This window comes from Rhodococcus sp. NPDC057529 (genome assembly GCF_042802055.1).
Lineage (GTDB): Bacteria > Actinomycetota > Actinomycetes > Mycobacteriales > Mycobacteriaceae > Rhodococcus_F.
Map to the genome: position 1 here is coordinate 291002 of NZ_JBHVEY010000011.1, position 21208 is coordinate 312209.

Annotated in this window: 22 protein-coding genes; 4 read left to right on the forward strand and 18 right to left on the reverse strand. The window is 65.9% G+C overall.

The window, feature by feature from the left end:
• Positions 1-35: 35 nt before the first annotated feature.
• The 7 genes from ACFU5V_RS23295 to ACFU5V_RS23325 all read right to left on the reverse strand — a co-directional run bounded on the left by ACFU5V_RS23295 (position 36) and on the right by ACFU5V_RS23325 (position 7192).
• Positions 36-1061, reverse strand: coding sequence for an NAD(P)-dependent alcohol dehydrogenase (locus ACFU5V_RS23295; protein WP_378437545.1), 1026 nt, complete (start codon positions 1059-1061; stop codon positions 36-38).
• Positions 1058-1801 (reverse strand): iron-sulfur cluster assembly protein, encoded by a 744-nt coding sequence (locus tag ACFU5V_RS23300; protein WP_378437547.1) that lies wholly within the window; start codon positions 1799-1801, stop codon positions 1058-1060. Before ACFU5V_RS23300 ends, ACFU5V_RS23295 begins: the two co-directional genes overlap by 4 nt.
• Positions 1798-2850 carry an amidohydrolase family protein gene (locus ACFU5V_RS23305; RefSeq protein ID WP_378437549.1) on the reverse strand — a complete coding sequence of 351 codons (1053 nt, stop codon included), beginning with the start codon at positions 2848-2850 and terminating at the stop codon, positions 1798-1800. The genes ACFU5V_RS23300 and ACFU5V_RS23305 overlap by 4 nt, the downstream gene beginning before the upstream one ends.
• A gap of 82 nt (positions 2851-2932) precedes the next feature.
• A complete protein-coding gene (gene mimD / locus ACFU5V_RS23310; RefSeq protein WP_179220255.1) occupies positions 2933-3274 on the reverse strand; it encodes a propane 2-monooxygenase effector subunit MimD in 342 nt (113 codons plus the stop codon).
• Positions 3271-4377 carry an aromatic/alkene monooxygenase hydroxylase subunit beta gene (locus ACFU5V_RS23315; protein WP_072942598.1) on the reverse strand — a complete coding sequence of 369 codons (1107 nt, stop codon included), beginning with the start codon at positions 4375-4377 and terminating at the stop codon, positions 3271-3273. The genes mimD and ACFU5V_RS23315 overlap by 4 nt, the downstream gene beginning before the upstream one ends.
• Positions 4378-4428: 51 nt before the next feature.
• On the reverse strand, positions 4429-5472 hold the full coding sequence (locus tag ACFU5V_RS23320; protein WP_378702252.1) for an FAD-binding oxidoreductase: 1044 nt from the start codon (positions 5470-5472) through the stop codon (positions 4429-4431).
• Positions 5473-5557: 85 nt separating this feature from the next.
• Complete coding sequence (locus tag ACFU5V_RS23325) at positions 5558-7192, reverse strand: methane monooxygenase (protein ID WP_072942602.1); 1635 nt, start codon at positions 7190-7192, stop codon at positions 5558-5560.
• 278 nt (positions 7193-7470) lie between these two features.
• Between ACFU5V_RS23325 and ACFU5V_RS23330 the strand changes: the two genes are divergently transcribed.
• A complete protein-coding gene (locus tag ACFU5V_RS23330) occupies positions 7471-8928 on the forward strand; it encodes a catalase (RefSeq protein WP_378431200.1) in 1458 nt (485 codons plus the stop codon).
• A 7-nt stretch (positions 8929-8935) separates the two neighbouring features.
• Here ACFU5V_RS23330 and dmpG read toward each other — a convergent pair whose 3' ends face one another.
• The 3 genes from dmpG to ACFU5V_RS23345 are packed head-to-tail and all read right to left on the reverse strand — an operon-like array spanning position 8936 to position 11743.
• A complete protein-coding gene (dmpG, locus tag ACFU5V_RS23335) occupies positions 8936-9967 on the reverse strand; it encodes a 4-hydroxy-2-oxovalerate aldolase (RefSeq protein WP_378702254.1) in 1032 nt (343 codons plus the stop codon).
• Entirely contained in the window at positions 9964-10932 is a 969-nt protein-coding gene (locus tag ACFU5V_RS23340; RefSeq protein ID WP_378702256.1) for an acetaldehyde dehydrogenase (acetylating), read from the reverse strand. The genes dmpG and ACFU5V_RS23340 overlap by 4 nt, the downstream gene beginning before the upstream one ends.
• A 1-nt stretch (position 10933) precedes the next feature.
• A complete protein-coding gene (locus ACFU5V_RS23345) occupies positions 10934-11743 on the reverse strand; it encodes a 2-keto-4-pentenoate hydratase (protein ID WP_378702258.1) in 810 nt (269 codons plus the stop codon).
• Positions 11744-11829: 86 nt separating this feature from the next.
• On the opposite strand from ACFU5V_RS23345, the gene ACFU5V_RS23350 reads away from it, so the two are divergent.
• Positions 11830-12612 carry an IclR family transcriptional regulator gene (locus ACFU5V_RS23350; protein WP_378702260.1) on the forward strand — a complete coding sequence of 261 codons (783 nt, stop codon included), beginning with the start codon at positions 11830-11832 and terminating at the stop codon, positions 12610-12612.
• A 14-nt stretch (positions 12613-12626) separates the two neighbouring features.
• On the opposite strand, the gene ACFU5V_RS23355 is transcribed toward ACFU5V_RS23350, so the two are convergent.
• The 4 genes from ACFU5V_RS23355 to ACFU5V_RS23370 form a co-directional block, all read right to left on the reverse strand.
• A complete protein-coding gene (locus tag ACFU5V_RS23355; RefSeq protein ID WP_378702262.1) occupies positions 12627-13253 on the reverse strand; it encodes an alpha/beta hydrolase in 627 nt (208 codons plus the stop codon).
• Positions 13254-13281: 28 nt separating this feature from the next.
• The gene (locus ACFU5V_RS23360; protein ID WP_378702264.1) at positions 13282-13926 is read right to left on the reverse strand and encodes a dihydrofolate reductase family protein; all 645 of its coding nucleotides are present in this window, start codon (positions 13924-13926) and stop codon (positions 13282-13284) included.
• 90 nt (positions 13927-14016) lie between these two features.
• Positions 14017-14850 (reverse strand): aldo/keto reductase, encoded by an 834-nt coding sequence (locus tag ACFU5V_RS23365; protein ID WP_378702266.1) that lies wholly within the window; start codon positions 14848-14850, stop codon positions 14017-14019.
• Complete coding sequence (locus ACFU5V_RS23370) at positions 14847-15596, reverse strand: SDR family NAD(P)-dependent oxidoreductase (protein ID WP_378702268.1); 750 nt, start codon at positions 15594-15596, stop codon at positions 14847-14849. Before ACFU5V_RS23370 ends, ACFU5V_RS23365 begins: the two co-directional genes overlap by 4 nt.
• Before the next feature lie 167 nt (positions 15597-15763).
• On the opposite strand from ACFU5V_RS23370, the gene ACFU5V_RS23375 reads away from it, so the two are divergent.
• Positions 15764-16921, forward strand: coding sequence for a dihydrodipicolinate synthase family protein (locus ACFU5V_RS23375; protein ID WP_378702270.1), 1158 nt, complete (start codon positions 15764-15766; stop codon positions 16919-16921).
• A gap of 1 nt (position 16922) precedes the next feature.
• Positions 16923-17726, forward strand: coding sequence for a sugar phosphate isomerase/epimerase family protein (locus ACFU5V_RS23380; protein WP_378702272.1), 804 nt, complete (start codon positions 16923-16925; stop codon positions 17724-17726).
• 23 nt (positions 17727-17749) lie between these two features.
• On the opposite strand, the gene ACFU5V_RS23385 is transcribed toward ACFU5V_RS23380, so the two are convergent.
• From ACFU5V_RS23385 to ACFU5V_RS23400, 4 genes are all read right to left on the reverse strand, one after another.
• Entirely contained in the window at positions 17750-17878 is a 129-nt protein-coding gene (locus ACFU5V_RS23385) for a hypothetical protein (protein WP_378702274.1), read from the reverse strand.
• 14 nt (positions 17879-17892) lie between these two features.
• Positions 17893-19053, reverse strand: a complete 1161-nt coding sequence (locus ACFU5V_RS23390) for a globin domain-containing protein (RefSeq protein ID WP_378702329.1) — start codon at positions 19051-19053, stop codon at positions 17893-17895.
• A 255-nt stretch (positions 19054-19308) separates the two neighbouring features.
• On the reverse strand, positions 19309-19809 hold the full coding sequence (styC, locus tag ACFU5V_RS23395) for a styrene-oxide isomerase StyC (RefSeq protein ID WP_378702276.1): 501 nt from the start codon (positions 19807-19809) through the stop codon (positions 19309-19311).
• Positions 19810-20073: 264 nt separating this feature from the next.
• Positions 20074-21207: a nitric oxide synthase oxygenase gene (locus ACFU5V_RS23400; protein ID WP_378702331.1), complete on the reverse strand. Its 1134-nt coding sequence runs from the start codon at positions 21205-21207 to the stop codon at positions 20074-20076.
• Position 21208: the final 1 nt, after the last annotated feature.

Sequence of the window (21208 nt, forward strand, 5' to 3'; positions counted from 1 at the left end):
TTTCCTACTTTTCCTTGTGCGGAGAATGCGGCGTGTTACGGGACGAGAATCGCCCGGCCGCGCACCCGCCCGGCATCGAGATCGTCGAGGGCTTGCTGGAAGTCCTCGAGCCGGTACCGGGTTGTGTGCAACGTGACCTTGCCCTGGGCGGCAAGGGTCATGAGCTCTTGGAGGTCGTTGTAGGAGCCGACGAGGTTTCCGATGAAGTTGATCTCGGTGGAGATCACATCGATGGTCGGGACGTCGATGTTCTCGCCGTATCCGACGACGTAATAGTTCCCGGCGCGGCGCAGCATCGCGATGCCTTCGCGGGTGGCGCCGCCTTCGCCGACGAAGTCGACGACAGCCTCGGCGCCGTGTCCGCCGGTGAGGTCGAGTACCTGCTGGATGTGGGTGCCGTCGGCGACGATGCCGTGGTCGGCGCCGATCTTCACGGCCAGTTCGACGGCTGCGGGGTTGCGGTCGAGCACGACGACGGTGACGCCGGAGATGGCTTTGAGGACCTGGATGCCGATGTGGCCGAGGCCGCCGGCCCCGATCACCACGCAGACGTCCCCGGGCCGGGTCGTGTTCGCGGCCTTGGCAACCGCGTGGTACGCGGTCAGGCCGGCGTCGGCGAGTGCGGCGACGTCCGCCGGTTCGAGTGTGTCGTCGATCTTCACGACGCTGCGGGCGGTGGTGCGCAGGTACTCGGCGTAGCCGCCGTTGACATCGATACCGGGGAACTGGCTGTTCTCGCAGTGGACGTCGTCACCGAATCGGCAAGCCCGGCACAGCCCGCACGTGATCAGGGGGTGCAGGATCACCTTGTCGCCGACCGCGACGTTGGTGACGGCATCGCCGACGGCGTGGACCCAGCCGGCGTTCTCGTGGCCGATCGTGTACGGCAGCGCGACACCGGATTTCTCCTCCCACTGCCCCTCGAGGATGTGCAGGTCGGTGCGGCACACACCTGCGCCGCCGATGCGCACGACGACGTCGAGGGGGCCCTCGACCGTGGGTTCGGGAATGTCGGTGAGCTGCAGTTTGGTGTGGTATCCCACCACTTGCACGGCCTTCATCGCGGGCTCCTGGTTCTGACGTTGATGATTCGCGGTGTGGTGCCGACGGATTCGCTGTCGGCGTAGCGGGTGGCGAGCAGTCCGCGGCAGAAGTGGGCGTTGCCCTCCATCGAGATGCGCACCGATTTGGCGAAGCGCAGCCGCATCGGCACCGACTCCGGGGGGATCCGCTTGCCGTCGTCGTCGACGAACACCCGACTGGCCGGGCAGATGCTCAACCCGATGCCGATCCGGCGGCGCAGCAACGCGGCCTTGGACTTTCCCGAAGCGAGATCGCTGAGGGTGAGCCGGTAGATCTCGTTCACACCCAGATCGGTGGTCTTCAGGTGCGCCTCCACGCAGCGTTCCATCGCGGCGGCATGCGCCTTGGACAGGAACGTTCGGCGCAACTCGTGCAGACTGTCCTCCGCCTCGGAACCGAACGTCCCGACGTATCCGGCGTCGGCGGCGAGGCCGGCGTTGATCTTGTCGCTGTCGTGATGGTCGTCGAGCAGCACCCGCACCTCACCGATGTCCTCGATCAGGCGCAGGGCGTCGAGGGAATCGGAGGCCATGAGGTAGGCGAAGTTCGGCGAACAGAACGCGGTGGGCAACCGCAGGTGCACGGTGACCCCGTCGTCGTCGAGGGTGACCGACCGGACGAACCCGAGATCGGTGATGGGTTCGTCCAGTTCCGGGTCGGTGACCGTCGACAGGGCCATCAGGACGTCCTGTTCGGTGCAGACGACGGCGGCGGTCATGACGGCACGGATTCCGGCTCTCGCGCCCCGGCGGCGACCTCCACACCTTCCTGCCCGGCCGGCTCGGCCAGTTGCAGGTCGGCGGGAACGTCGATGTCGTACAGCGCTGCCGCGTTGAGGCCGAGGATCTTCTGTTTCTGCTCCACGGTGATCGGGGCGTACTCGCTCTGCATGTCCTCGGGGATCTGGAAGTCGACGAACCTCTCGATCAGCCACTTCGGTGTCCACAGCGCGTAGTCGCTGCCGAACAGGATCTTGTCCTCGCCGATCCAGTAGAGCAGTTCGCCGATGATCTGGGCGAAATAGCGGGGCCGGGTGTGGATGAACGGCAACGCCACTGCCAGACCGCCGTACACGTTCGACTCCTGGGTGGCGATCCAGCAGAAGTCCTCGAGCCGCGGCAGACCCACGTGCTCGACGACGAATCGCAGGTCCAGGTAGTCGGTGGCGACCTTGTCGACGTCGGAAACGTCGAACGCGTCGCGGTCGAGGGGACGGATCGTCGGGCCCTTGTGAACGTGAATGTTCTTGATTCCCAGCGTGATGCACTCTTCGAGATAGCGCCGCGACCACGGGTCGTCGAGTTTGTAGCCGCGGGAGTCGCCGTGCCATTCGGCGGTGTAGAGCTTGACGCCCTGCAGGTTCATCCGGTCCGCGTCCCTGCGGAGCTGTTCGAGACCGGCCTCCTCGTGGCGCGGGTCGTAGGCGTGGTTGTAGGTGAGCTTGCCGGGATTCTTGGCGACCAGGGCGAGCGCTTCGTCCGTCTGTCCGAATCCGTTGTGGTAGAAGTCGCTGAGCAGGGTGGCCTGGAAGATCGCGTGGTCGACGTATCCGTCCACGAAGAGGTCGCGCTCGAAGCGTTCGCTGCCGTAGTACGTGTAGGTGTCGTAGTCCCACACGACCTCTTCGGGGCTGAGGTTCTTGTGGTAGTCGTAGAAGCAGTCGATGAACTGCTTGCCGTGCACGTTCTTCTGGTTCGACGCGCGGCCGTCCCAGATGTGCACGTGCCCATCGACGATGAAATACTTCTGACCGTCCTTCTGATACATCGCGTCCTCGCTTGGTCCTGGTTCCGGGTGGGATGGGGGTTGTCCGGGGCCACCTATCGCGGTGGCCCCGGACAGCTGCGGGCTAGTTCTCCGTGAGGTCGAATCCGATGTACTCGGCGGCATCCTCGGGGCTGGCGAACAGCAGGGTCTTCTCGTCGAGGTGGACCATGCGCCCGTAGTGGGTGGAGCTGATCTCCTCGAAGATCGAGCCGTCGAAATCCTGCCCCAGGGCGTCGGTCAGTTCGTCGTAGTCGAAGTCGAGCAGCTTCTGGCCGTCGACGCGGATCATCGACGGGTACTCGGTCAGCTCCACACCGTCCTTCGCGCCCATCACCTCCGCGACGACCCGGCCGATCGGGGTGTTCATCAACGTGACACCGCACATGTTGGAGAACTCGGTGGACGATCCGAATTGCATGGTCACTGGTCCAACTCCTTCGGGATGTCGAGCCCGATCTCCTCGAGCAGGGAACGGAACTTCGCCGTGGCGGCGTCGAGGCTGTCGGCGAAGGTGACGGCCTTGTCGGCGGGCTGCGACCAGATCGGCTGCAGCGCGCGGGCGGCGTCGAGGCAGCGGGGCACCCAGGTGGCCAGCCACGTGCCGAACAGTTCCTTGTTCGACTCACCGTGCTCGGGGTCGCGGGTGAGCAGCCGGAACAGGTTGCGGGTGTACGCGAGGTCGCGGTCGTAGTCGTGCTCGCCGGTGCCGACGATCGTGGGGGTGATGTAGTCGCCGTTGCCTGCGGCGATCTGCATGACCAGTTCCGTGCGGAACAGCGAACCGACCAGCTGTTCGAAGACGATGTTGGAGCCGAACAGCAGCTCACACCAATCCGGAACGGCGGTAAGCCGCTCGACGACCTCCCGGGTGGGCTGCCACTCGGGCGCCGACTGCCAGACGGCCTTGTGCGCGTCGCCGTCGAAATCCTCGGTGGCCTCGGACAGGTCCAGGTTGAACAACGCCAGGTCCTGGGCGAAGCGCATCTTGTGGGCGGCGTTCACCGCGACGGCCGTGTTGATCATGTTGGTCGGCCCGGACCGCTGGATGGACGTGAAGACATGCAATGCCAAACCGTTCTCGGCATGCATCCACGCGCCGAGGTTGCGGGAGATGAACGTCAACCAGGGGGTGTTCCAGGCGTCGTAGACGCGGGCGCGCTTGGCGTTGGAGAGGCACAATTCGACCTGGTGGACGACCTTGGAGTTGTTGCGGAAGATCGTCTGGTCCCACTCCTCGTTCGGGTCGAGGAAGGCATGCCAGTTCGACGACTTCGCGACGGTCCAGTCCTGCGGATATCCGCCCGGTCCATTGCCGAATCCGTAGATCCAGCCCTGGGAGAGGTGGCGGTCCGGGTCGGGTTGGACGTCGACGGTCACGTCCTCGTACATCGTCGACCGCTTCTTGGCCGGCGTGTAATAGTTGAACGTACGGCTGCGGGAGCTGGGGAACTCCAGCGCACCGGCTTCGGAGTCGGTGAACTCGATCTTCGGAAAGCTCCGCTGCTTGGGCTCGGAGGTTGCGGTCATCTCGTTTCTCAGTTCTGTCGGTGAAAGAGGGCTGTGATTTCCTGTGGTGGGCTACTCGAAGGCGGGGCTGGTGAACTTGTCGTAGAAGATCTGATCGCTCGGGGTGCCGGTGGCCTCGAGCAGGGCGAGCGCCGCGTCGACCATCGGTGGTGGTCCACAGAGATAGACCTCGGTCCTGCCGATGTCCGGTTCGCGGCGGCTCACGACGTCGGTGACATTGCCTTCTTCGACGACGATCGACCCCGCGGGCTGCGGGACCATCGATTTCGACAGGCAGGCCACGAACGTGAAATCCGTGAGTCCTTCTCCGAGCCGGAGAATCTCGTCGACGTAGAACAGGTCGGCGGGCGTCCGCGCACCGTAGTAGAAGTGCACCGAGCGGGTACTGCCCGTCTCGCTCATGTGCCGCAGGAGTGAGAGGACGGGGGCCATTCCGGCTCCGCCGCCGATCAACACGATCGGCAGGACATGACCTTCCTTGAGGGTGAACGACCCGTAGGGACCGGTCAAGCTGATCTCGTCGCCGACCGAGATGGCATTGTCGAGCAGCCCGGCGAACTTTCCGCCCGGATACTTCTTGATGAGGAATTCGATATGGCCGGGTGTCGACTGTGTCGTTGCCATCGAGAAGGACCGATGTTCCTCGGTCCCCGGAATCTTCAGGTCCGCGTACTGGCCGGGCCTGAACTCGTAGGCGGCGGGTTCGACGGGCTGCAATCGCAGCGAGACGATGTCCTTGGTCATCGACTCGATCCCGGTCACCTGGGTGCGTACATCCTGGATGGGGACACCGCCGAGGAGTTCGTCCTCGTCGAAGTTGAGCAGCTCGATCGTGCAGTCGCTGTAAGCGGTTGAGCGGCAGAGCAATACCATCCCCTCGTCGACCTCGGATTCGTTGCACGCAAATGTCGAGTAGTTCTCCATCTGAATATCGCCGTCCAGGACGAACGACTTGCAGGCCGAGCACCGCCCCTCGCGGCAGCCGTGCATCAGGTGGATGCCTTGCCGGAATGCGGCGTCGAGGATGTACTCGTCTTCGCCGACTTCCATCTCGATGTCGACGGGCTCGAAGTTGATACGGTGCTTGTCGGCCACGGGGGATTCTCCTGGGCTTGTGAAGTGAATGGTGAAGCGGTGGGTGGCGCCGGAAGTGGCCGCGGCGCCACCCACCGAGCCTGGATCAGGCAGGAACGGTGCTGCCTGCGCGATAGGCGGCGATGTGAGCGTCGCGTTCGGCGTCGGACATCTGGTTCAAGAGCACGTTCGGGCTCTGGAAGGTGTTGCCCCGCACGTCGTCGAGGGTCCACAGCTTCTTCGGGTCGTCCAGATCGAGGTGCGGCTGACCGACCAGGGTCTTGCCGTCGTCGCGGACGTAACCGAGATCGGAGACGATGTCGGCGAGGTCCTTGCCGTGGTGCAGGGTCTCCCATTCACGGAACCCGGTGAGCCGTCCCATGTTCGGGGTCGGCTTACCCTGGTATTCCTCACGGAACGCGACGGCGTCGGTCCAGTAGCAGGTTTCCGAGCAGTAGGTCCGCCACTGGTTGTCCACCTTCTCGACGACCATGTCTTCGCGGATGAGGGCGGGCACCATGCAGGTCCAGCACCGGTGCGGGTACTGGTACCCGACCTCTTCGAATGCGATCGGCTTGTTGCGACCGGGGTAGGCGAGCCGGTTGTACTCCTCCCACCACTTGCCGTACTTCGAGTACCAGCCCGGGTACTTGTGCTCGAACCACTCGAAGTCCTTGTCGGTCATGGCATCGATACGCCAGTAGTTGACCGGCCAACCGGTGGCGAAGAACCGGGCCACCTCGTGGACGTAGCCCTTGTCCGTGATGCGCTTCCACGCCTCTTCGACCAGGTCGTGCGGAATCGTCAGGCCATACTTCTCGAGCGGGATGAGGTAGCTGCGGTAGTAGTCGTCGTAGATCCAGCGACGCCACATCTCGGCGTAGCTCTCCCGGTCCTTGCGGCGGTCCTTGGTGCCGTATTCGATGAACGTGCCGATTGCGGCGTCGACGACGCAGTGGTTGTTCCACCATGCGTACCGCAGATCGCGTTCGAGCAGTGGGCGATTCCGCTCGTCGGCGAGGGCCATCAGCAGGATCGAGTAGCCGTTGGAGATGTGCCGCGACTCGTCGGACTGTACCGAGTGGAAGACGGTCGGCAACAGGTAGTCACCGTTGGCGGCGGCCTCGTCGGGCATGGCGACGAACAGGGTGTTCGTGAACGCCGTCTCGGCGACCACGGTCAGGTAGATGTTGGCCGAGGTGATCGCGTCACCGGTGATGAATCCTTCGCCGAACTGCCGGCCGATGGTGCCCGCGTAGTTGTTCGCGAACGCCTTCTCCGTCATGTCGAACCCGGCCGGGTCGATGTAGTTGTTCATGTACAGCTTCTTGAGGTTCATCTGAATCGTCGAGTGACGAACCTCGTCGATCATCTGCACCGCGAGACCGTTGTGGATCTCCGGGTTGGGCACGGCGTCGATGGCCATCGGCATCGCTCGGGCGGCCGAGATCTCCGGGAACGGAATGATCGACAGGAACAGCTTCTGCCATTCGAGCCACCGTTGCTGCACCTGGCGGAACATGTTGCCGCGGATGGCACCGTCCATGGCGCCGTACACACGGTTGTCCTTCTCCTCCTCCATCGGGAAGTAGGACCGCATGATCTGCTTGAGAGGATCCTTCTTCGGAGCCTTCTCGAAGGTGTAGTCGGTGCCGAACCGGGTGGCCGGGGTTGCGAATGTCGGATCCCAGGACAGTTCGGTGATCTTCGCGTGGGCCTTTGTCAGGCTTTGCCTACTCAATGTGCGCCTCCTGGATCAAGAGCCGGCCGGGTGCCGGCTGCGGGGGACGTTGTGCGATTGATTGAACCGCGTGACCCAGCTCTCGACCGTCTCAGTGTGAGACGACTGTCACATCCATGCGGTGGCGGGCGGCGGAAGCGATCGTCGACGCCCTCGCCCTCCATGAACGGGCTCACCGGGGGATGTCAAATTGAGACGCCATCGCGCTCGGTCCTGAGGGAAGCTCTCGCCGAACCACATTCACCCGACCAGCCCCGGGTGACAGACAGGAGAAATCGATGACCAACCCCAACGGACTCACCACCGTCGCCGGTGCACCGGTACCCGACAACCAGAACAGTCTCACCGCCGGCGCGCGCGGTCCGATGCTCTTGCAGGACGTCTGGTTCCTCGAGAAGCTCGCGCACTTCGACCGCGAAGTCATCCCCGAACGCCGGATGCACGCCAAAGGCTCCGCCGCCTTCGGCACCTTCCGCGTCACCCACGACGTCACTGCGCACACCAATGCCGACGTCTTCTCCGAAGTCGGCAAACAGACCGAGATCTTCCTGCGATTCTCCACCGTCGCGGGCGAGCGCGGCGCCGCCGACGCCGAACGCGACATCCGCGGCTTCGCCGTCCGCTTCTACACCGCACAGGGAAACTGGGACGTCGTCGGCAACAACACCCCTGTCTTCTTCTTCCGCGACCCCCTCAAGTTCCCCGATCTCAACCACGCGGTCAAACGCGATCCGAAGTCCAATCTTCGCTCGGCGCAGAACAACTGGGACTTCTGGACCAATCTCCCCGAGGCCCTGCACCAGATCACCATCGTGATGTCCGACCGCGGTATCCCCGACGGCTATCGGCACATGCACGGCTTCGGCTCACACACCTACTCGTTCGTCAACGACGCCGGGGAACGCTCCTGGGTGAAATTCCATTTCCGCACCCAGCAGGGCATCAAGAACCTCACCGACGAAGAAGCTGCCGTCGTCGTCGCCGGCGACCGCGAGTCGGCGCAGCGCGACCTCTTCAACGCAATCGAGGAGGGCAACTACCCGAAGTGGACCCTCTCCGTCCAGATCATGCCCGAAGCGGACGCCCAGACCTACCGCTACCATCCCTTCGACCTCACCAAGGTGTGGTCGAAGAAGGATTACCCCCTCATCGAGGTCGGCGAACTCGAACTGAACCGCAACCCGGAGAACTACCACGCCGACGTCGAACAGGCGGCGTTCTCCCCGGCGAACATCGTTCCCGGCATCGGATTCTCCCCGGACCGCATGCTCCAAGGCAGACTGTTCTCATACGGCGACGCCGCCCGCTACCGCCTGGGCGTCAACCATCACCAGATCCCGGTCAACTGCCCGAGAGGCGCAACACACGTCAATTCCTTCCACCGTGACGGTGCCATGCGAGTGGACGGCAACCAGGGCAGCATCCCAAGTATCGAACCCAATTCCCACGGCCGGTTCGCCGACCAGCGCAGCTACGCCGAGCCGCCGCTCGGAGTGGGTGCCGTCGCCGACCGGTTCGACTACCGCGCAGACGACGACAACTACTTCGAACAGCCCGGCAACCTCTTCCGCAGCATGAACGCCGAGCAGCAGACCGTGCTGTTCGAGAACACCGCCCGCGCCATCACCGGGGCATCGGTTGCCGTCATCGAACGCCACATCGCCCACTGCACCCAAGCCGATCCCGCATACGGCGAAGGTGTGCGAAAGGCATGCGAAGCACTCGGCGCCTTGTGAGTACTTGTTAACCGCCCGCGGTTAACAAGTACTCACGGGTGCGAAGCACATCGAGGGCGATGTCGGTGATCATGTCTTCCTGCCCGCCGACGAGTCCGCGTTTGCCGACTTCTTGGAGGATGGTACGGACGTCGATGCCGTAGTTCTTCGAGGCGGTTTCGGCGTGCCGGAGGAAGCTGGAGTAGACGCCGGCGTAGCCGAGGGTGAGGGTTTCCCGGTCGACGCGCACGGGCCGGTCCTGCAGGGGCCGGACGAGGTCGTCGGCGGCGTCCTGCAGCGCGAACAGGTCGGACCCGTGCTCCCAGTCGTGGAGGTTGGCGACGGCGATGAACGCCTCGATCGGGCAGTTGCCGGCCCCGGCGCCGTGTCCGGCGAGGGAGGCGTCGACGCGGGTGACGCCTTCTTCGACGGCGACGACGCTGTTCGCGACGGACAGCGACAGGTTTTCGTGGGCGTGGATCCCGATCTGGGTGCCGGGGTCGAGGATGTCGCGGTAGGCGCGGACCCGGTCGCGGACACCGTTCATGGTGAGCCGGCCACCGGAGTCGGTGACGTACACGCAGTGCGCCCCATACGATTCCATCAGCTTCGCCTGCTTGGCGAGGTTGTCGGCGGGGGTCATGTGGCTCATCATCAGGAACCCGGAGACGTCCATGCCGAGTTCGCGGGCCTTGGTGATGTGCTGGGCGGCGACGTCGGCCTCGGTGCAGTGGGTGGCGATCCGGATGGAGCGGACCCCGAGCTTGTGGGCGTGTTCGAGTTCGGCGATGGTGCCGATACCGGGCAGCAGCAGGGTCGTGAGGGTGGCGTGGGTGAGGTTGTCGGCGGCGGCCTCGATCCACTCCCAGTCGGTGTTGGAGCCGGGCCCGTAGTTGAGGGAGCCGCCGGCGAGACCGTCGCCGTGCGCGACCTCGATGGCGTCGACCCCGGCGGCGTCGAGGGCGGCGACGATCCGGCCGACGCCGTCGGGGGTGATGCGGTGCCGGACGGCGTGCATGCCGTCACGCAGGGTGACGTCCTGGATGTAGAGCTTGGTCATGGTGCGACCTCCGCGGGGATCGTGGTCTGGATGCGTCGGGCGATGGATTCCGCGGTGCGCAGGGCGGCGGAGGTCATGATGTCGAGGTTGCCGGCGTAGGCGGGCAGGTAATGGGCGGCGCCCTCGACCTCGAGGAACACCGACACCTTGGTGGTGACCGGTCCGGCGCCGTCGGGGAGCAGGGTGTGGACGGGTTCGCCGTCGGGGATCGGGGTGAACTGGACGTCCTGCTTGAGCCGGTACCCGGGCACATACTCGGCGACGCGGGCGGCCATCTCGGTGATCGAGGCGCGGATGGTGTCGTGGTCGGCGTCGCCGATGAGGGCGAGGACGGTGTCGCGCATCAGCAGGGGTGGTTCGGCGGGGTTGAGGACGATGATCGCCTTGCCGCGGGCGGCGCCGCCGACCTGTTCGATGGCGTGCGACGTGGTTTCGGTGAACTCGTCGATGTTCGCCCGGGTGCCGGGGCCGGCGGACTTCGACGCGATGGACGCGACGATCTCGGCGTAGGCGACCGGGGTGACGGCGGAGATGGCGGCGACGATGGGGATGGTGGCCTGCCCGCCGCAGGTGACCATGTTGACGTTGTCGACGTCCCCGTCGAGGTGCTGCTCGAGGTTGACCGGCGGCACCACGTACGGGCCGATCGCGGCCGGGGTGAGGTCCACCAGCTTCTTCCCGTAGGGGGCGAGGGCGGCGGCGTTGGCCCGGTGGGCCCCGGCGGAGGTGGCGTCGAAGACGATGTCGATGTCGGCGAAGGTGTCGAGACCGATCAGCCCCTGGACGCCGTCGGCGGTGGTAGGGACGTTCAGGCGGGCGGCGCGGGCGAGGCCGTCGGAGTTCGGGTCGATGCCGACCATCGCGCCCATCTCGAGGATGTCGGAGTTGCGCAGGACCTTGATCATCAGGTCGGTGCCGATGTTGCCGGAGCCGATGATCGCGACCTTGGTCTTAGTTTTGGTCATGTCACTGTTCCTTCGAGAATGTGGCGGTCACGGTGCCGAGTGTGGACAGTTCGGCGCGGACGGTGGTGCCGGGCGGGGTGGGGACCATCGGGCCGAGGGCGCCGGAGAGGATGACCTGCCCGGCGCGCAGCGGTTGCCCGTAGTCGCGGGCGGTGCGGGCGAGCCAGGCCAGGGCGGCGAGGGGGTCGCCCAGGCAGGCGGCGCCGGTGCCCTCGGAGACGAGTTCGTCGCCCGAGTACAGCTGCATCACGACGTCGCGGGGTTCGAATTCGTCCAGGGTGAGCAAGGTTTCGCCGAGGACGTACAACCCGGAGGAGCCGTTGTCGGCGACGGTGTCGGTGATGGTGATGTCCCAGTCCGCGATGCGGGAGTCGACGATCTCCAGCGCGGCGGCGGCGCGGGCGACGGCACGGCGGATCTGGGCGTCGTCGAGGTCGCCGTCGATCAGGTCGGCGCCGAGCACGAATGCGATCTCGGCCTCGGCCTTCGGTTGCAGCAACCGGCCGCTGGGCACCTCGGGCAGGGCGGTGACGTCCATGTCGGCGAACAGCACCCCGAAGTCCGGTTGGTCCACCCCCAACTGCTGCTGCACGGCGGGGGAGGTCAGCCCGATCTTGCGGCCGGTGATCTTCTCCCCGGCGGCGAGACGCCGGTCGGTCAGCAGTTGCTGCACGGCATACGCCGCGCCGATGTCGGTGGTCCCGAGCAAGTCCCGCACGGGCGCACACGGTCGGGCGGTTGCGGCCGTGAGCCGCTCCGCGGCGGCCTGAATCGACGAATTCGGGAGGGCCGTAGAGGTAGTGGTGGGCATCGATGACCTCGCTGTGGCTGGTTCGAGTGGGACGTTGCGGGCGTTGCTGCTTGTACTGTGCTGGGCTCGATGGTGATACTCAACGAATGAGTCCCGTAGAACGGAACACTTCTTCGGCGGGTGACGAGCCGACCTCGGTGGTCCGGCGGATATCGGAATTGCTCGCGGCGTTCGGTCCCACCGACACGACGCTGGGTGTCAACGAGTTGACCCGGCGCACCGGGATCCCGAAGGCGACGGTGTCTCGGTTGGTGAAGGAGATGGAAGGCGTCGGGTTTCTCGAGCGCAGCGGCGTCAAGGTAGGGCTCGGACTGCGGCTGTTCGAACTCGGGGAACGCGCGTCGCGGCGACGTTCGGTCCGGGAGGTGGCGCTGCCGTTCCTCGCCGACCTGCGGGAGGCGACGCGGCAGACGGTGCACCTGGCGATCCTCGACGGGGCCGAGGTGGTGTACGTCGAGATCCTCCCGGGGCGGGATGTGCCGTGGCTGCCGTCCGGCGTGGGTGGGCGTCTCCCCGCCCACGCGACGGGGGTGGGCAAGGCTCTGCTCGCGGGATCACCGCCCGCGGCGTTCGAGGCCGTGGTCGCGGCCGGGCTGTCGCGGGTGGGTCCGCGCACCATCACCGCGCCCGGGGCGCTGGTGCGTCAGTTGCGGCGGATCGCGTCGACCGGCATCGCCTACGAGCACGAGGAGTCGGCGCCCGGCGTCGCGTGCGTCGCCAGCGCCGTCCGCATCGACGACGGACCGCCGGTGGCCGCCGTCTCGGCGTCGGGGTGGATCGGCAAGGTCGACATCCGGCGCGTCGGGCCCGCCGTGCACACCACTGCACTGAGCATCACGCGTGCGCTGACCGAGGCCGGGGCGGACTGAGGTCCGCCGGGGAATCAGCCGGCCAGCCGCTCGAGGATCGCACCCATCGCCGCGTCGGCGTTGTCGCCGTCGAAGATGTTCTGCGCGTGATCGGACCCGGGCAGCAGGATCACGTCGTTGTTCTGGCCCGGTGAGCTGTCGGCGAGTTGCCGCGACACGTCGGCGACGGGCTCGTCTTCGCTGGCGATGAACAGCTTGGGCTCGTCGCCGAGGCCGTCGACGACCTTGTTGGGGGAGAGCAGCACCAGCTGGTCGGGCAGGCCGGGCTGCTGCGAGGCCAATTGCAGGATCGCGTCGGCGCCCGCGCTTCCGCCCACGAGCGCGACGTCGGCATGCCCGTCGTCGTGGAGTTTCGCGACGGCGGCCGCGATCGACTCCGGCGCGATGTTCTCCACGGCGATGACGGTGGCGCCCTGGTCGGCGATCGCCGTGGCCTGATTCTCCCAGCTGGCGGCGTCGAAGACGGCACCGTGGGCCAGCACCACTCCGTATTCGCCGTCGCCCCACTGCAGGGCGTCGCCGCCACCGACCGCGATTCTGGTTCCGGTGGTGTCACCACCCGTCGACGGCGGGTCGTCATTTCCGGAGCAGCCCGCCACGAGGACGAGCAGCACCGAGAGCAGGACGAGTAGGGCCCTCATACCTCCACCATATCGAAATGCGCCGGTGTCATTTTCGCCAGAACAGGTAATGCGTCACGCCGCTCGGGCTGGGCACGACGTCGCAATGGAAGCGGTCGAGCAGATCGTCGGGAGATTCCCACAGTCGCGCACCGGATCCGAGTTCGATCGGCGACACCACCACGTGCAGGGTGTCGACGAGGTCGGCGTCGAGGAACTCGCGGATGGTGGTGGCCCCGCCGCCGAGCCGGACGTCCTTACCCTGCGCCGCCTCCCGCGCCTGCTCGAGGACCGTGGCCGGATCGGTGTCGACGAAGTGGAACGTGGTGTCGGAGAGCGTGAACGACGGACGGACGTGGTGGGTCAGCACGAATACCGGGGTGTGGAACGGGGGTTCGTCGCCCCACCAGCCGCGCCACTCGTGATCCGCCCAGGGCCCGCGGTGCGGACCGAACTTGTTACGGCCCATGATCTCGGCGCCGATGTTGCGGTCGTAGTCGCGTATCAGGTAGTCGTCGATGCCGCGGCTCCCACCGGGACCGGTGCGCATGTGCCAACTCGCCGTGGCACCCGCCCACGCGAACAGGACACCGGGGTCGGCGTGACCGAACGGTCTCTCGAGGCTCTGGCCGTCGCCGGCACCGAACCCGTCGCGCGACACGTTGAAGTTCTGGACTCTCAGCAGTTGACTCACTCGGTTCCTCCTGCGCTCCCGACGATGGTAACGAGGAAGAGACTCCGAGAGCGGGACGAACTCATCGGCGGGTCCACGACAGGTCCTGGTTCAGTTGACGTCGTCGGGGTGAGGTCCGGTCCTCTCGTTCCGGTCCAGCGCGGAGATCTGCGCGATCTCGTCGGCGTCGAGCGCGAAATCGAACACGTCGATGTTCGCGCGGATCCGTTCCGCCGAGGACGATTTCGGCAGAGGGATGGTGCCGCGCTGCAGATGCCACCGCAGCACGAGCTGGGCGAGGGACACATCGTGCCGGCGTGCGAGTGCGGTGAGGACCGGGTTCTCCTGCAGCCGGCCACGGGCGAGCGGTGCCCATGCCTGGGTGTGGATGCCCAGACTCCGGTGCAGTTCCACCATCGACTGCTGGGGCAGCAGTGGATGTATTTCGATCTGGTTCACCATCGGACGCACGGCGGCGACCTCGAGCAGCCGGTCGAGGTGATCGGCCTGGAAGTTCGAGACTCCGATCGCACGGACCAGGCCGGCGGCGTGGAGTTGTTCGAGTGCCCGCCACGTGTCGAGGTACGCGCCACGAGCGGGGGCCGGCCAGTGGATCAGGCACAGGTCCACGCAGTCCAGGCCGAGGCGGGCAACGCTGCTCTCGACGGCGTCGAGCGTCGACCGGTGGCCCTGGTCCTCGTTGGAGACCTTGGTGGTCACGAACAGTTCCTCGCGGGGCACGCCGGAATCGGTCAGGGCGCGCCCGAGGGAGCGTTCGTTGCCGTACATCGGAGCGGTGTCGAAGGCCCGGTACCCGGCCTCCAGTGCGTGCAGGACGGTGGTGCCCATGGCGTCGTCGGGAATCTGAAACACCCCGAATCCGATGGCGGGCATCACGACCCCGTTGCTCAGGGTGACCGACGGAATCGTCGTTGCGTCGGTCATGTGATCGAGTACCCGCCGTCGACGGGCAGCACGACGCCGGTGACGTAACGGGCGGCGTCGGAGACGAGGAACAGCACGACGTCGGCGACGTCGTCACCGTCGGCGAACCGCTGCAACGGAATCCGGCTCAGCTTCTGGGCGCGGAACTCCTCCTGGCCGAGCACTTCGGCGGTCATCGGGGTCTCGATGTAGCCCGGCGCGATCGTGTTCACGCGCACGCCCTGCGGCCCCAGTTCGACCGCCAGTCCCTTGCCGAGTTGGGTGAGCGCGGCCTTGGTCGCGCCGTAGGGCACGATGCCGGGCACTGCGCGGTCGGCGGACAGCGAGGCGATGTTGACGACACTGCCGCCCGACGCGATCAGCGATTTCATCGCCTGCCGGGTCAGCCGGTACACGGCCGACAGGTTCACGTCGACCAGCCGCTGCCAGCCGTCCTCCTCCACGTCGATCGCGGGGGTCCGCAGCTGGATGCCTGCCGCGTTGATCAGGATGTCAAGGCTTCCGGCCACCTGCTGGGCGAGGTCGACGGCGGAGGCGCTGAAGGCTGGATCGGTGAGATCCCCGCACAGCCCGTGCCCGCCGATCCCGTCCATGACCTCGGTGATCTTCGGGTCGGCGTCGACTCCCACCACGATGACGCCCTGCGCCGCGAGCGCCCGGGCGATAGCGGATCCGATTCCTCCGGCCGCGCCGGTGACGATGGCGGCCTTACCTTTCAGTTCGGTGACCTGCGTTGATGCGCCCACGGTGTGGCTCCCTTCGGGTGGCGCGGCGACGGTCGACGTTACTGACCGATCCGCGTCGGAAAATGCTTTCTGTGGTTGCACTCAGACCTCATGCGGTCTGGACCTTGCTATTCATCACGGTATATCGTGATCCCTACTTCAGCAAGAAAGCGATTTCAGGAGTTTTCATGGCCTCGATTGTTCTTCCCGACCTCGATCGTTCGACCGGCGCCCTCGTGCTCGGTGCGCCCGCCAGGCTGGACACCCGGTCCGCGGCACCGACCAGCAGGGCGGTGTACGCGGCCTCGCACGTGGTCGCCGATCCGCTGCGCGCGTCCGCCGAGAACGCCGCGGACCAGATCGACTGGGACGCCACCCTGCAATTGCGCCGCGACCTGTGGTCGCTGGGTCTCGGGGTGGCCGAGTCGATGGACACCGCGCAGCGGGGCATGGGACTCGACTGGGCAGGCGCGCGCGAACTCGCCGTCCGCACCCTCACCGAGGCGAAGTCGGTCGGGGGTCGGGTAGTGGTGGGTGTCGCCACCGATCAACTGAAGACCGATTCGCCCTCACTGGAGGAGATCCGCGACGCCTACCTCGAGCAGGTCGAGGCGATCGAATCCGCCGGTGGCGACGTGGTACTGATGGCCAGCAGGCACCTCGCCCGGGCGGCCGGCGGCCCCGACGACTACCTCTCCGTCTACGACGCGGTGCTGTCGGCGGCCACCCGGTCGGTCGTGCTGCACTGGCTGGGTTCGGTGTTCGATCCCGCACTGGACGGCTACTGGGGATTCTCCGACCCCTCGGCGGCAATGGACACCGTCCTGCAGATCATCGGCAACCACCGCGAGCGGGTGCGCGGCATCAAGGTGTCGCTGCTCGACCCGGCCCTCGAGATCGCCCTGCGGCGGCGGATGCCCGACGGCGTCCGGGTGTTCACCGGCGACGACTACAACTACGTCGACCTGATCGCCGGCGACGGCACCCACACCAGCGACGCCCTCCTCGGTGCGTTCGCCGCGCTCGGCCCGTTCGCATCCGCCGCGTTCGCCCGCCTCGACGACGGCGACGAGCAGGGCTTCCGGAACATCCTCGGCCCCACCGAAACCCTGAGCCGGCTGCTGTTCGCCGCACCGACGCAGTACTACAAGGTCGGGGTGGCGTGGCTGGCGTACCTGGGCGGCAAGCAGGACCATTTCCGGATGATCGGCGGCTTCGAAACCGGGCGCAGCCTGACCCATCTCGCCGAACTGGTCCGCGCCGCCGACGCGATCGGCCTGTTCATCGATCCCGACTTCACCGCCGCACGCGCCTCGGCGTACTTCGCGGTGCACGGGATCCGCTGACATGGACCTCGCGCGGTGCAGCCTGAACTCCGTCACCGTCAAGGGATCGGGATTCACGGAGGTGGCCGACCTCGCCGAGAAGTGGGAGTTCGGCGGCGTCGGCCTGTGGCGGGACGTGCTCGGAGACCTGGACCTGACCGCGGCGGCCACCCGGCTGCGGCAGTCGGGGCTGCGGGTCAGCAGCATCTGCCGCGGCGGAATGTTCCCGCAACCGACGGCCACGTTGCGACGAAAGACCATGGACGACAATCGGCTTGCCGTGGATCAGGCACACGCCCTGAATGCGGAATGCCTGTACCTGGTGTGCGGCCCCGCGTACGGCGACCTCGCAGGCGCCCGAAGGCAGGTCGCGGACGGCATCGCCGAACTCGAGCCCTACGCGCGAGCGGCCGGGGTGCGGCTCGCCGTCGAACCGATGCACCCGATGATGGCGTCGAGCCGATCCGTCATCACGTCGCTGCAGGAGGCGAACGACCTGGTCCAGTCCATCGACTCCGACCTGGTGGGGATCGGGATCGACTCGTACCACGTGTGGTGGGACGCGGCGCTGCCAGACCAGATCGCCCGGGCCGGCGACAAGCTGTTCTCCGTCCAGCTCGCCGACTGGGTCACTCCCATCCACGGTGAGTTGAGCAGCCGCGGCATGCCCGGCGAGGGCTGCATCGACATGACCGAATTCGTCGCCGAGTGCGAGCGCGCCGGCTATCGGGGACTCGTGGAGGTCGAAGTCCTCAGCGACCGGTGGTGGGCCGAGACCGCCCCGGTCGCCACCGAGGCCGCGGCCGAAGGCCTCGCGCGCATCTGAAGGGCCGAGCGTCGGTGTCGACGTCAGTTGATCTGAGCCGCGGAGGATTCGGAGGTCGACCCACTGGCGGCGGCATCGTCGAGGCAGATATAGCCACCATTTCGGGAGAGGCCGGCCAGGACCAGCACCGCCTCGAGTAGGTATCTGAGCATCAGTCAGGACTCCTTCAATACAGCGGGTCGTGGTGAATGTCGCGAGAATCGATGCCCGCGGCCATCAACCGGTACTTGGTGGTGCGGATCATGGACGGTGCGCCGACGACTTGGATGTCGTGGTCGGCCCAGTCCGCGTACTCGGCGACGACGCGTCCGATTTGGCCGGTGACTCGTTCGTGCATCCCCGCCGGAACCGTGGATATTCCCGGAAACCACCACGGATTGTCACGGTTCTCTGCGACGGGGACGACGGTGAGCCACGGACTCGTCCGAGACAGTGCCCACAGCACGTCAAGATCATAGTGGTCGTAGGGGTAGGTACCGCCGTAGAACAGGTGGGTCGGAGGATTGCCGTCGAGGCGAGGCATATTCATCAGTTGTGCTCGCAGTGGTGCGATCCCGGTTCCCTCGGCGATCATCAGTTGACTCCGCTCGGGGTTTTGCCACACGCCGACGCCACCGAGCGGGGCGCCGAGCAACCAGGTGTCGCCGACGGCGGTTTCTCCGATGATCGCCGGGCTCACCCAGCCGCCGGATACTCGTCGCACATGGAACTCGACGATTCGGTCTGAGTTGGGTGGGGTCGCAAATGAGAAATAGCGCCACATCTTCGGGCGGCTGTGTATCTGCACGCTGACGTATTGACCTGGAGCATAAGGCATCGGCTGGTCGAGTTGAAGTCGTACGATCGCCAGGTCATCGAGGACGCGGCGATGGTTTAGCACTGTGCCCACCCACGTCGGCGGTCCAGGCTCGCCGTGCGCGGCGTCCGTCATCGTGGTAACGATCAGTTCAACCGCACTACGCCACGCGCGTTCGGTCTCATCGGTCCACAGTTCAGGACCGGCCAAGCCGGCCAGTGCGGTGACCAGCGCTTCGCCCACGGCTTCGTAATGGTCATCTGAGATGTCGTACTTGCGGTGGTCACGTCCGAGCTGCGCGAGCAACGGCAGTACGGTCTCCGGTGAGTCGAGCCGCTCGACGACGTACCCGACAGCGCGCATCAGGCGGTCGCGTTGTAAGTCCATGGCCGCCGGAAAGTACTGGCGGATCTCGGGGCGCGCGGCGAACAGAATGGCATAGAAGGATTGCGCGAATGCGTTTTCGCCCCCGGGAGTCGCACCAATGGATTTGAAGCTCGATTTGACCAGTGAAGTCGTCAGGGGATCCACGACAATCGTTGCCTTTGTCTTTGTTCGATACTGAGATAGGAGGTCCGGTGACGATTCCACTGTGGTGGTCTCGGGTACGGGGTCCTCGGCGAGAAGAAGAGCGGTGACGGGTTTCATCCGTCGGCGGAACGTGTTTCACGCCCGCCTAGGACCCGCGGGCACCACCCCTGTTCGGGCGGCGCCCACGGAGTTCCTACGACCTAACTGGGCTGAACTCGTGCCTCCCGCTACCCGTTGGTCGCGGGAGGTGGCGTCTCAGATCTTTTCGAGGATCTTGTTCGCCGTCTGGTTGTTTTTGAGAGCCTTCCATCCGATGATCGGCATCGCCACGGTGACCAGGACGCCGAATACGTAGGCGGGCAGCAGTCCGATGGTCGAGAAGATGTTCTGCTTCCCGTGCTTGTTCGGGCCGAAGCTCAGCGACCGGTTCTCGGTGAAGTTCGACGCGAAATAGAACAGGACGTTCGCCCAACCGTCGGCGACGACGATCCATCCGAGACGTTTCGCGGTCTTGGCGGGCAGACCGGTGTGCGGCATGACCGACGCGGCGGCGATGACCATCATGCCGTTGAGAGCGGGACCGGTATGCGCGCGAGCCCACCCTTCGTCGGTTCCCGGGACATCGAATTTGACGATCTTCCCGGGGCGAACTTCCCATCCTCCGAGGAGCTTTGCCCATAGAACAAGGCCCGCGATCAGTGTGGAGAAGATCATCAAGATGCCGTGCCCAGCCATTTTCCTCTGCAGGGTTTCCATTGTTTCCACCTCCATTTTCGTGGTGTCCGGAATTGGACATACGAGGTCTGTTCTCAGCATGACGCGTCGCTCACTGCCAAGGGGCGGGTGCAGCGAATTCGATCCGGCAGGGAATGCTCGAAGGAATTTCCGCGCCCGCGGCTTCGCCTGCTGTCCGGCACAACCTGAGTTCGGTCACGGAGTCGGCGCTGTCTGGATGAGGAAGTCATGAGTTGCAGCCTTTGGAAGCGACGCTGGTAGCGGGTGGACGCGGTTGCATATCGATCACGTCGTTCCGGAGGCTGGACACCCGGCGCCCGGTGGTCGGGCGAGGAAATTGGGTCGTACCGTCGGATCGGGGCGGTCGAAGACCCGGTGATAGGTGGGGGTCAAGCCGGCGGACATCGGCGGGTTTATCCAGGACCAGTCGGTCGGGCAGGGGCGCCCCTCGCGGGCTTCGCGTTCGACGTGGTCGATGAACTGCGCGGCTACGGTGTGGTGATCGACCATGATGACCTTGGCGGTGCGGAAGCTGTGAATGACAGCGCGGTTGAGTTCGACCAGGGCGCGGTCTTTCCACAGGGTGCGGGCCGAACTGGTGTCCAGTCCGAGTTCGGCGGCGATGGCGGGGAGCATGTTGTAGCGGTCTTCGTCGCAGAGGTTGCGGGCACCGATCTCGGTGTTGACGTACCAGCCACTGAACGGCGCACACGGGTAGATCACGCCACCTATGGACAGGTCCATGTTCGAGACAGCAGGAACGGCGTGCCATTTGAGATCCAGTTCGCCGAACCAGTGATAGTCGGGGTGGGAGATGTCGACTTCCAGCACGAGTTCGGGGGGCACCGGAAAGTGGCGAAGTGGTTCATCCGGGGTGGAGACCAGCAGCGGCAGGACGTCGAAGGCCGTCCCCGCCCCGCGCCACCCGAGCTCGAGCGCTGTATCGGTGATCTCCAAATGGGCGGGGTCGCCGAGGATGCTGCCATCGGGTTGCCGGTATCCGGCATAGCGGATCAGTTGCGGACTGTGGATTCGGTACTCCCGACCGTCCGCGCGGGGCGGCGGTCCGACCGTGATGACCGATTGGAGCGCTCCGCCGTTGGTCGCGATGCGCAGATGCTTCCAACATGCGGTTGCGATCTCCTCCGCGGTGGTTGCGTGTCGGGCATCGAGCAATTTCAGTGTCCGCCAGTGCCGTCGGCCCACGCACCGAGCATGGTTGCGCCATGCGACCTTCGCGCCGATCAGCAACTCCTCGGCGGTGTGGGTGTACGTTCCGGTCGCATACAACTCGTAGAGCGCCTGCCGCAATCGCGTGGCCGGAAGATGCGACAGTTCGGGCATCGCGAAGAACTCCCGACATTCCCGAAGGCGCCGCTCGAATCCACCGCGGTGGGTACCGGGCTCGGCATCAACCATT

Excerpts from the sequence above, each read along its gene's own strand:
- dmpG (WP_378702254.1), bottom strand. The coding sequence starts at position 9,967 with ATGACCAAGCTCTACATCCAGGACGTCACCCTGCGTGACGGCATGCAC.
- ACFU5V_RS23315 (WP_072942598.1), bottom strand. The coding sequence starts at position 4,377 with ATGACCGCAACCTCCGAGCCCAAGCAGCGGAGCTTTCCGAAGATCGAG.
- ACFU5V_RS23300 (WP_378437547.1), bottom strand. The coding sequence starts at position 1,801 with ATGACCGCCGCCGTCGTCTGCACCGAACAGGACGTCCTGATGGCCCTG.
- ACFU5V_RS23380 (WP_378702272.1), top strand. The coding sequence starts at position 16,923 with ATGGACCTCGCGCGGTGCAGCCTGAACTCCGTCACCGTCAAGGGATCG.
- ACFU5V_RS23350 (WP_378702260.1), top strand. The coding sequence starts at position 11,830 with ATGAGTCCCGTAGAACGGAACACTTCTTCGGCGGGTGACGAGCCGACC.
- ACFU5V_RS23365 (WP_378702266.1), bottom strand. The coding sequence starts at position 14,850 with ATGACCGACGCAACGACGATTCCGTCGGTCACCCTGAGCAACGGGGTC.
- ACFU5V_RS23400 (WP_378702331.1), bottom strand. The coding sequence starts at position 21,207 with ATGGTTGATGCCGAGCCCGGTACCCACCGCGGTGGATTCGAGCGGCGC.
- ACFU5V_RS23375 (WP_378702270.1), top strand. The coding sequence starts at position 15,764 with ATGGCCTCGATTGTTCTTCCCGACCTCGATCGTTCGACCGGCGCCCTC.
- styC (WP_378702276.1), bottom strand. The coding sequence starts at position 19,809 with ATGGAAACCCTGCAGAGGAAAATGGCTGGGCACGGCATCTTGATGATC.
- ACFU5V_RS23305 (WP_378437549.1), bottom strand. The coding sequence starts at position 2,850 with ATGTATCAGAAGGACGGTCAGAAGTATTTCATCGTCGATGGGCACGTG.
- ACFU5V_RS23295 (WP_378437545.1), bottom strand. The coding sequence starts at position 1,061 with ATGAAGGCCGTGCAAGTGGTGGGATACCACACCAAACTGCAGCTCACC.
- ACFU5V_RS23355 (WP_378702262.1), bottom strand. The coding sequence starts at position 13,253 with ATGAGGGCCCTACTCGTCCTGCTCTCGGTGCTGCTCGTCCTCGTGGCG.
- ACFU5V_RS23385 (WP_378702274.1), bottom strand. The coding sequence starts at position 17,878 with ATGCTCAGATACCTACTCGAGGCGGTGCTGGTCCTGGCCGGCCTCTCC.
- ACFU5V_RS23330 (WP_378431200.1), top strand. The coding sequence starts at position 7,471 with ATGACCAACCCCAACGGACTCACCACCGTCGCCGGTGCACCGGTACCC.
- ACFU5V_RS23345 (WP_378702258.1), bottom strand. The coding sequence starts at position 11,743 with ATGCCCACCACTACCTCTACGGCCCTCCCGAATTCGTCGATTCAGGCC.
- ACFU5V_RS23340 (WP_378702256.1), bottom strand. The coding sequence starts at position 10,932 with ATGACCAAAACTAAGACCAAGGTCGCGATCATCGGCTCCGGCAACATC.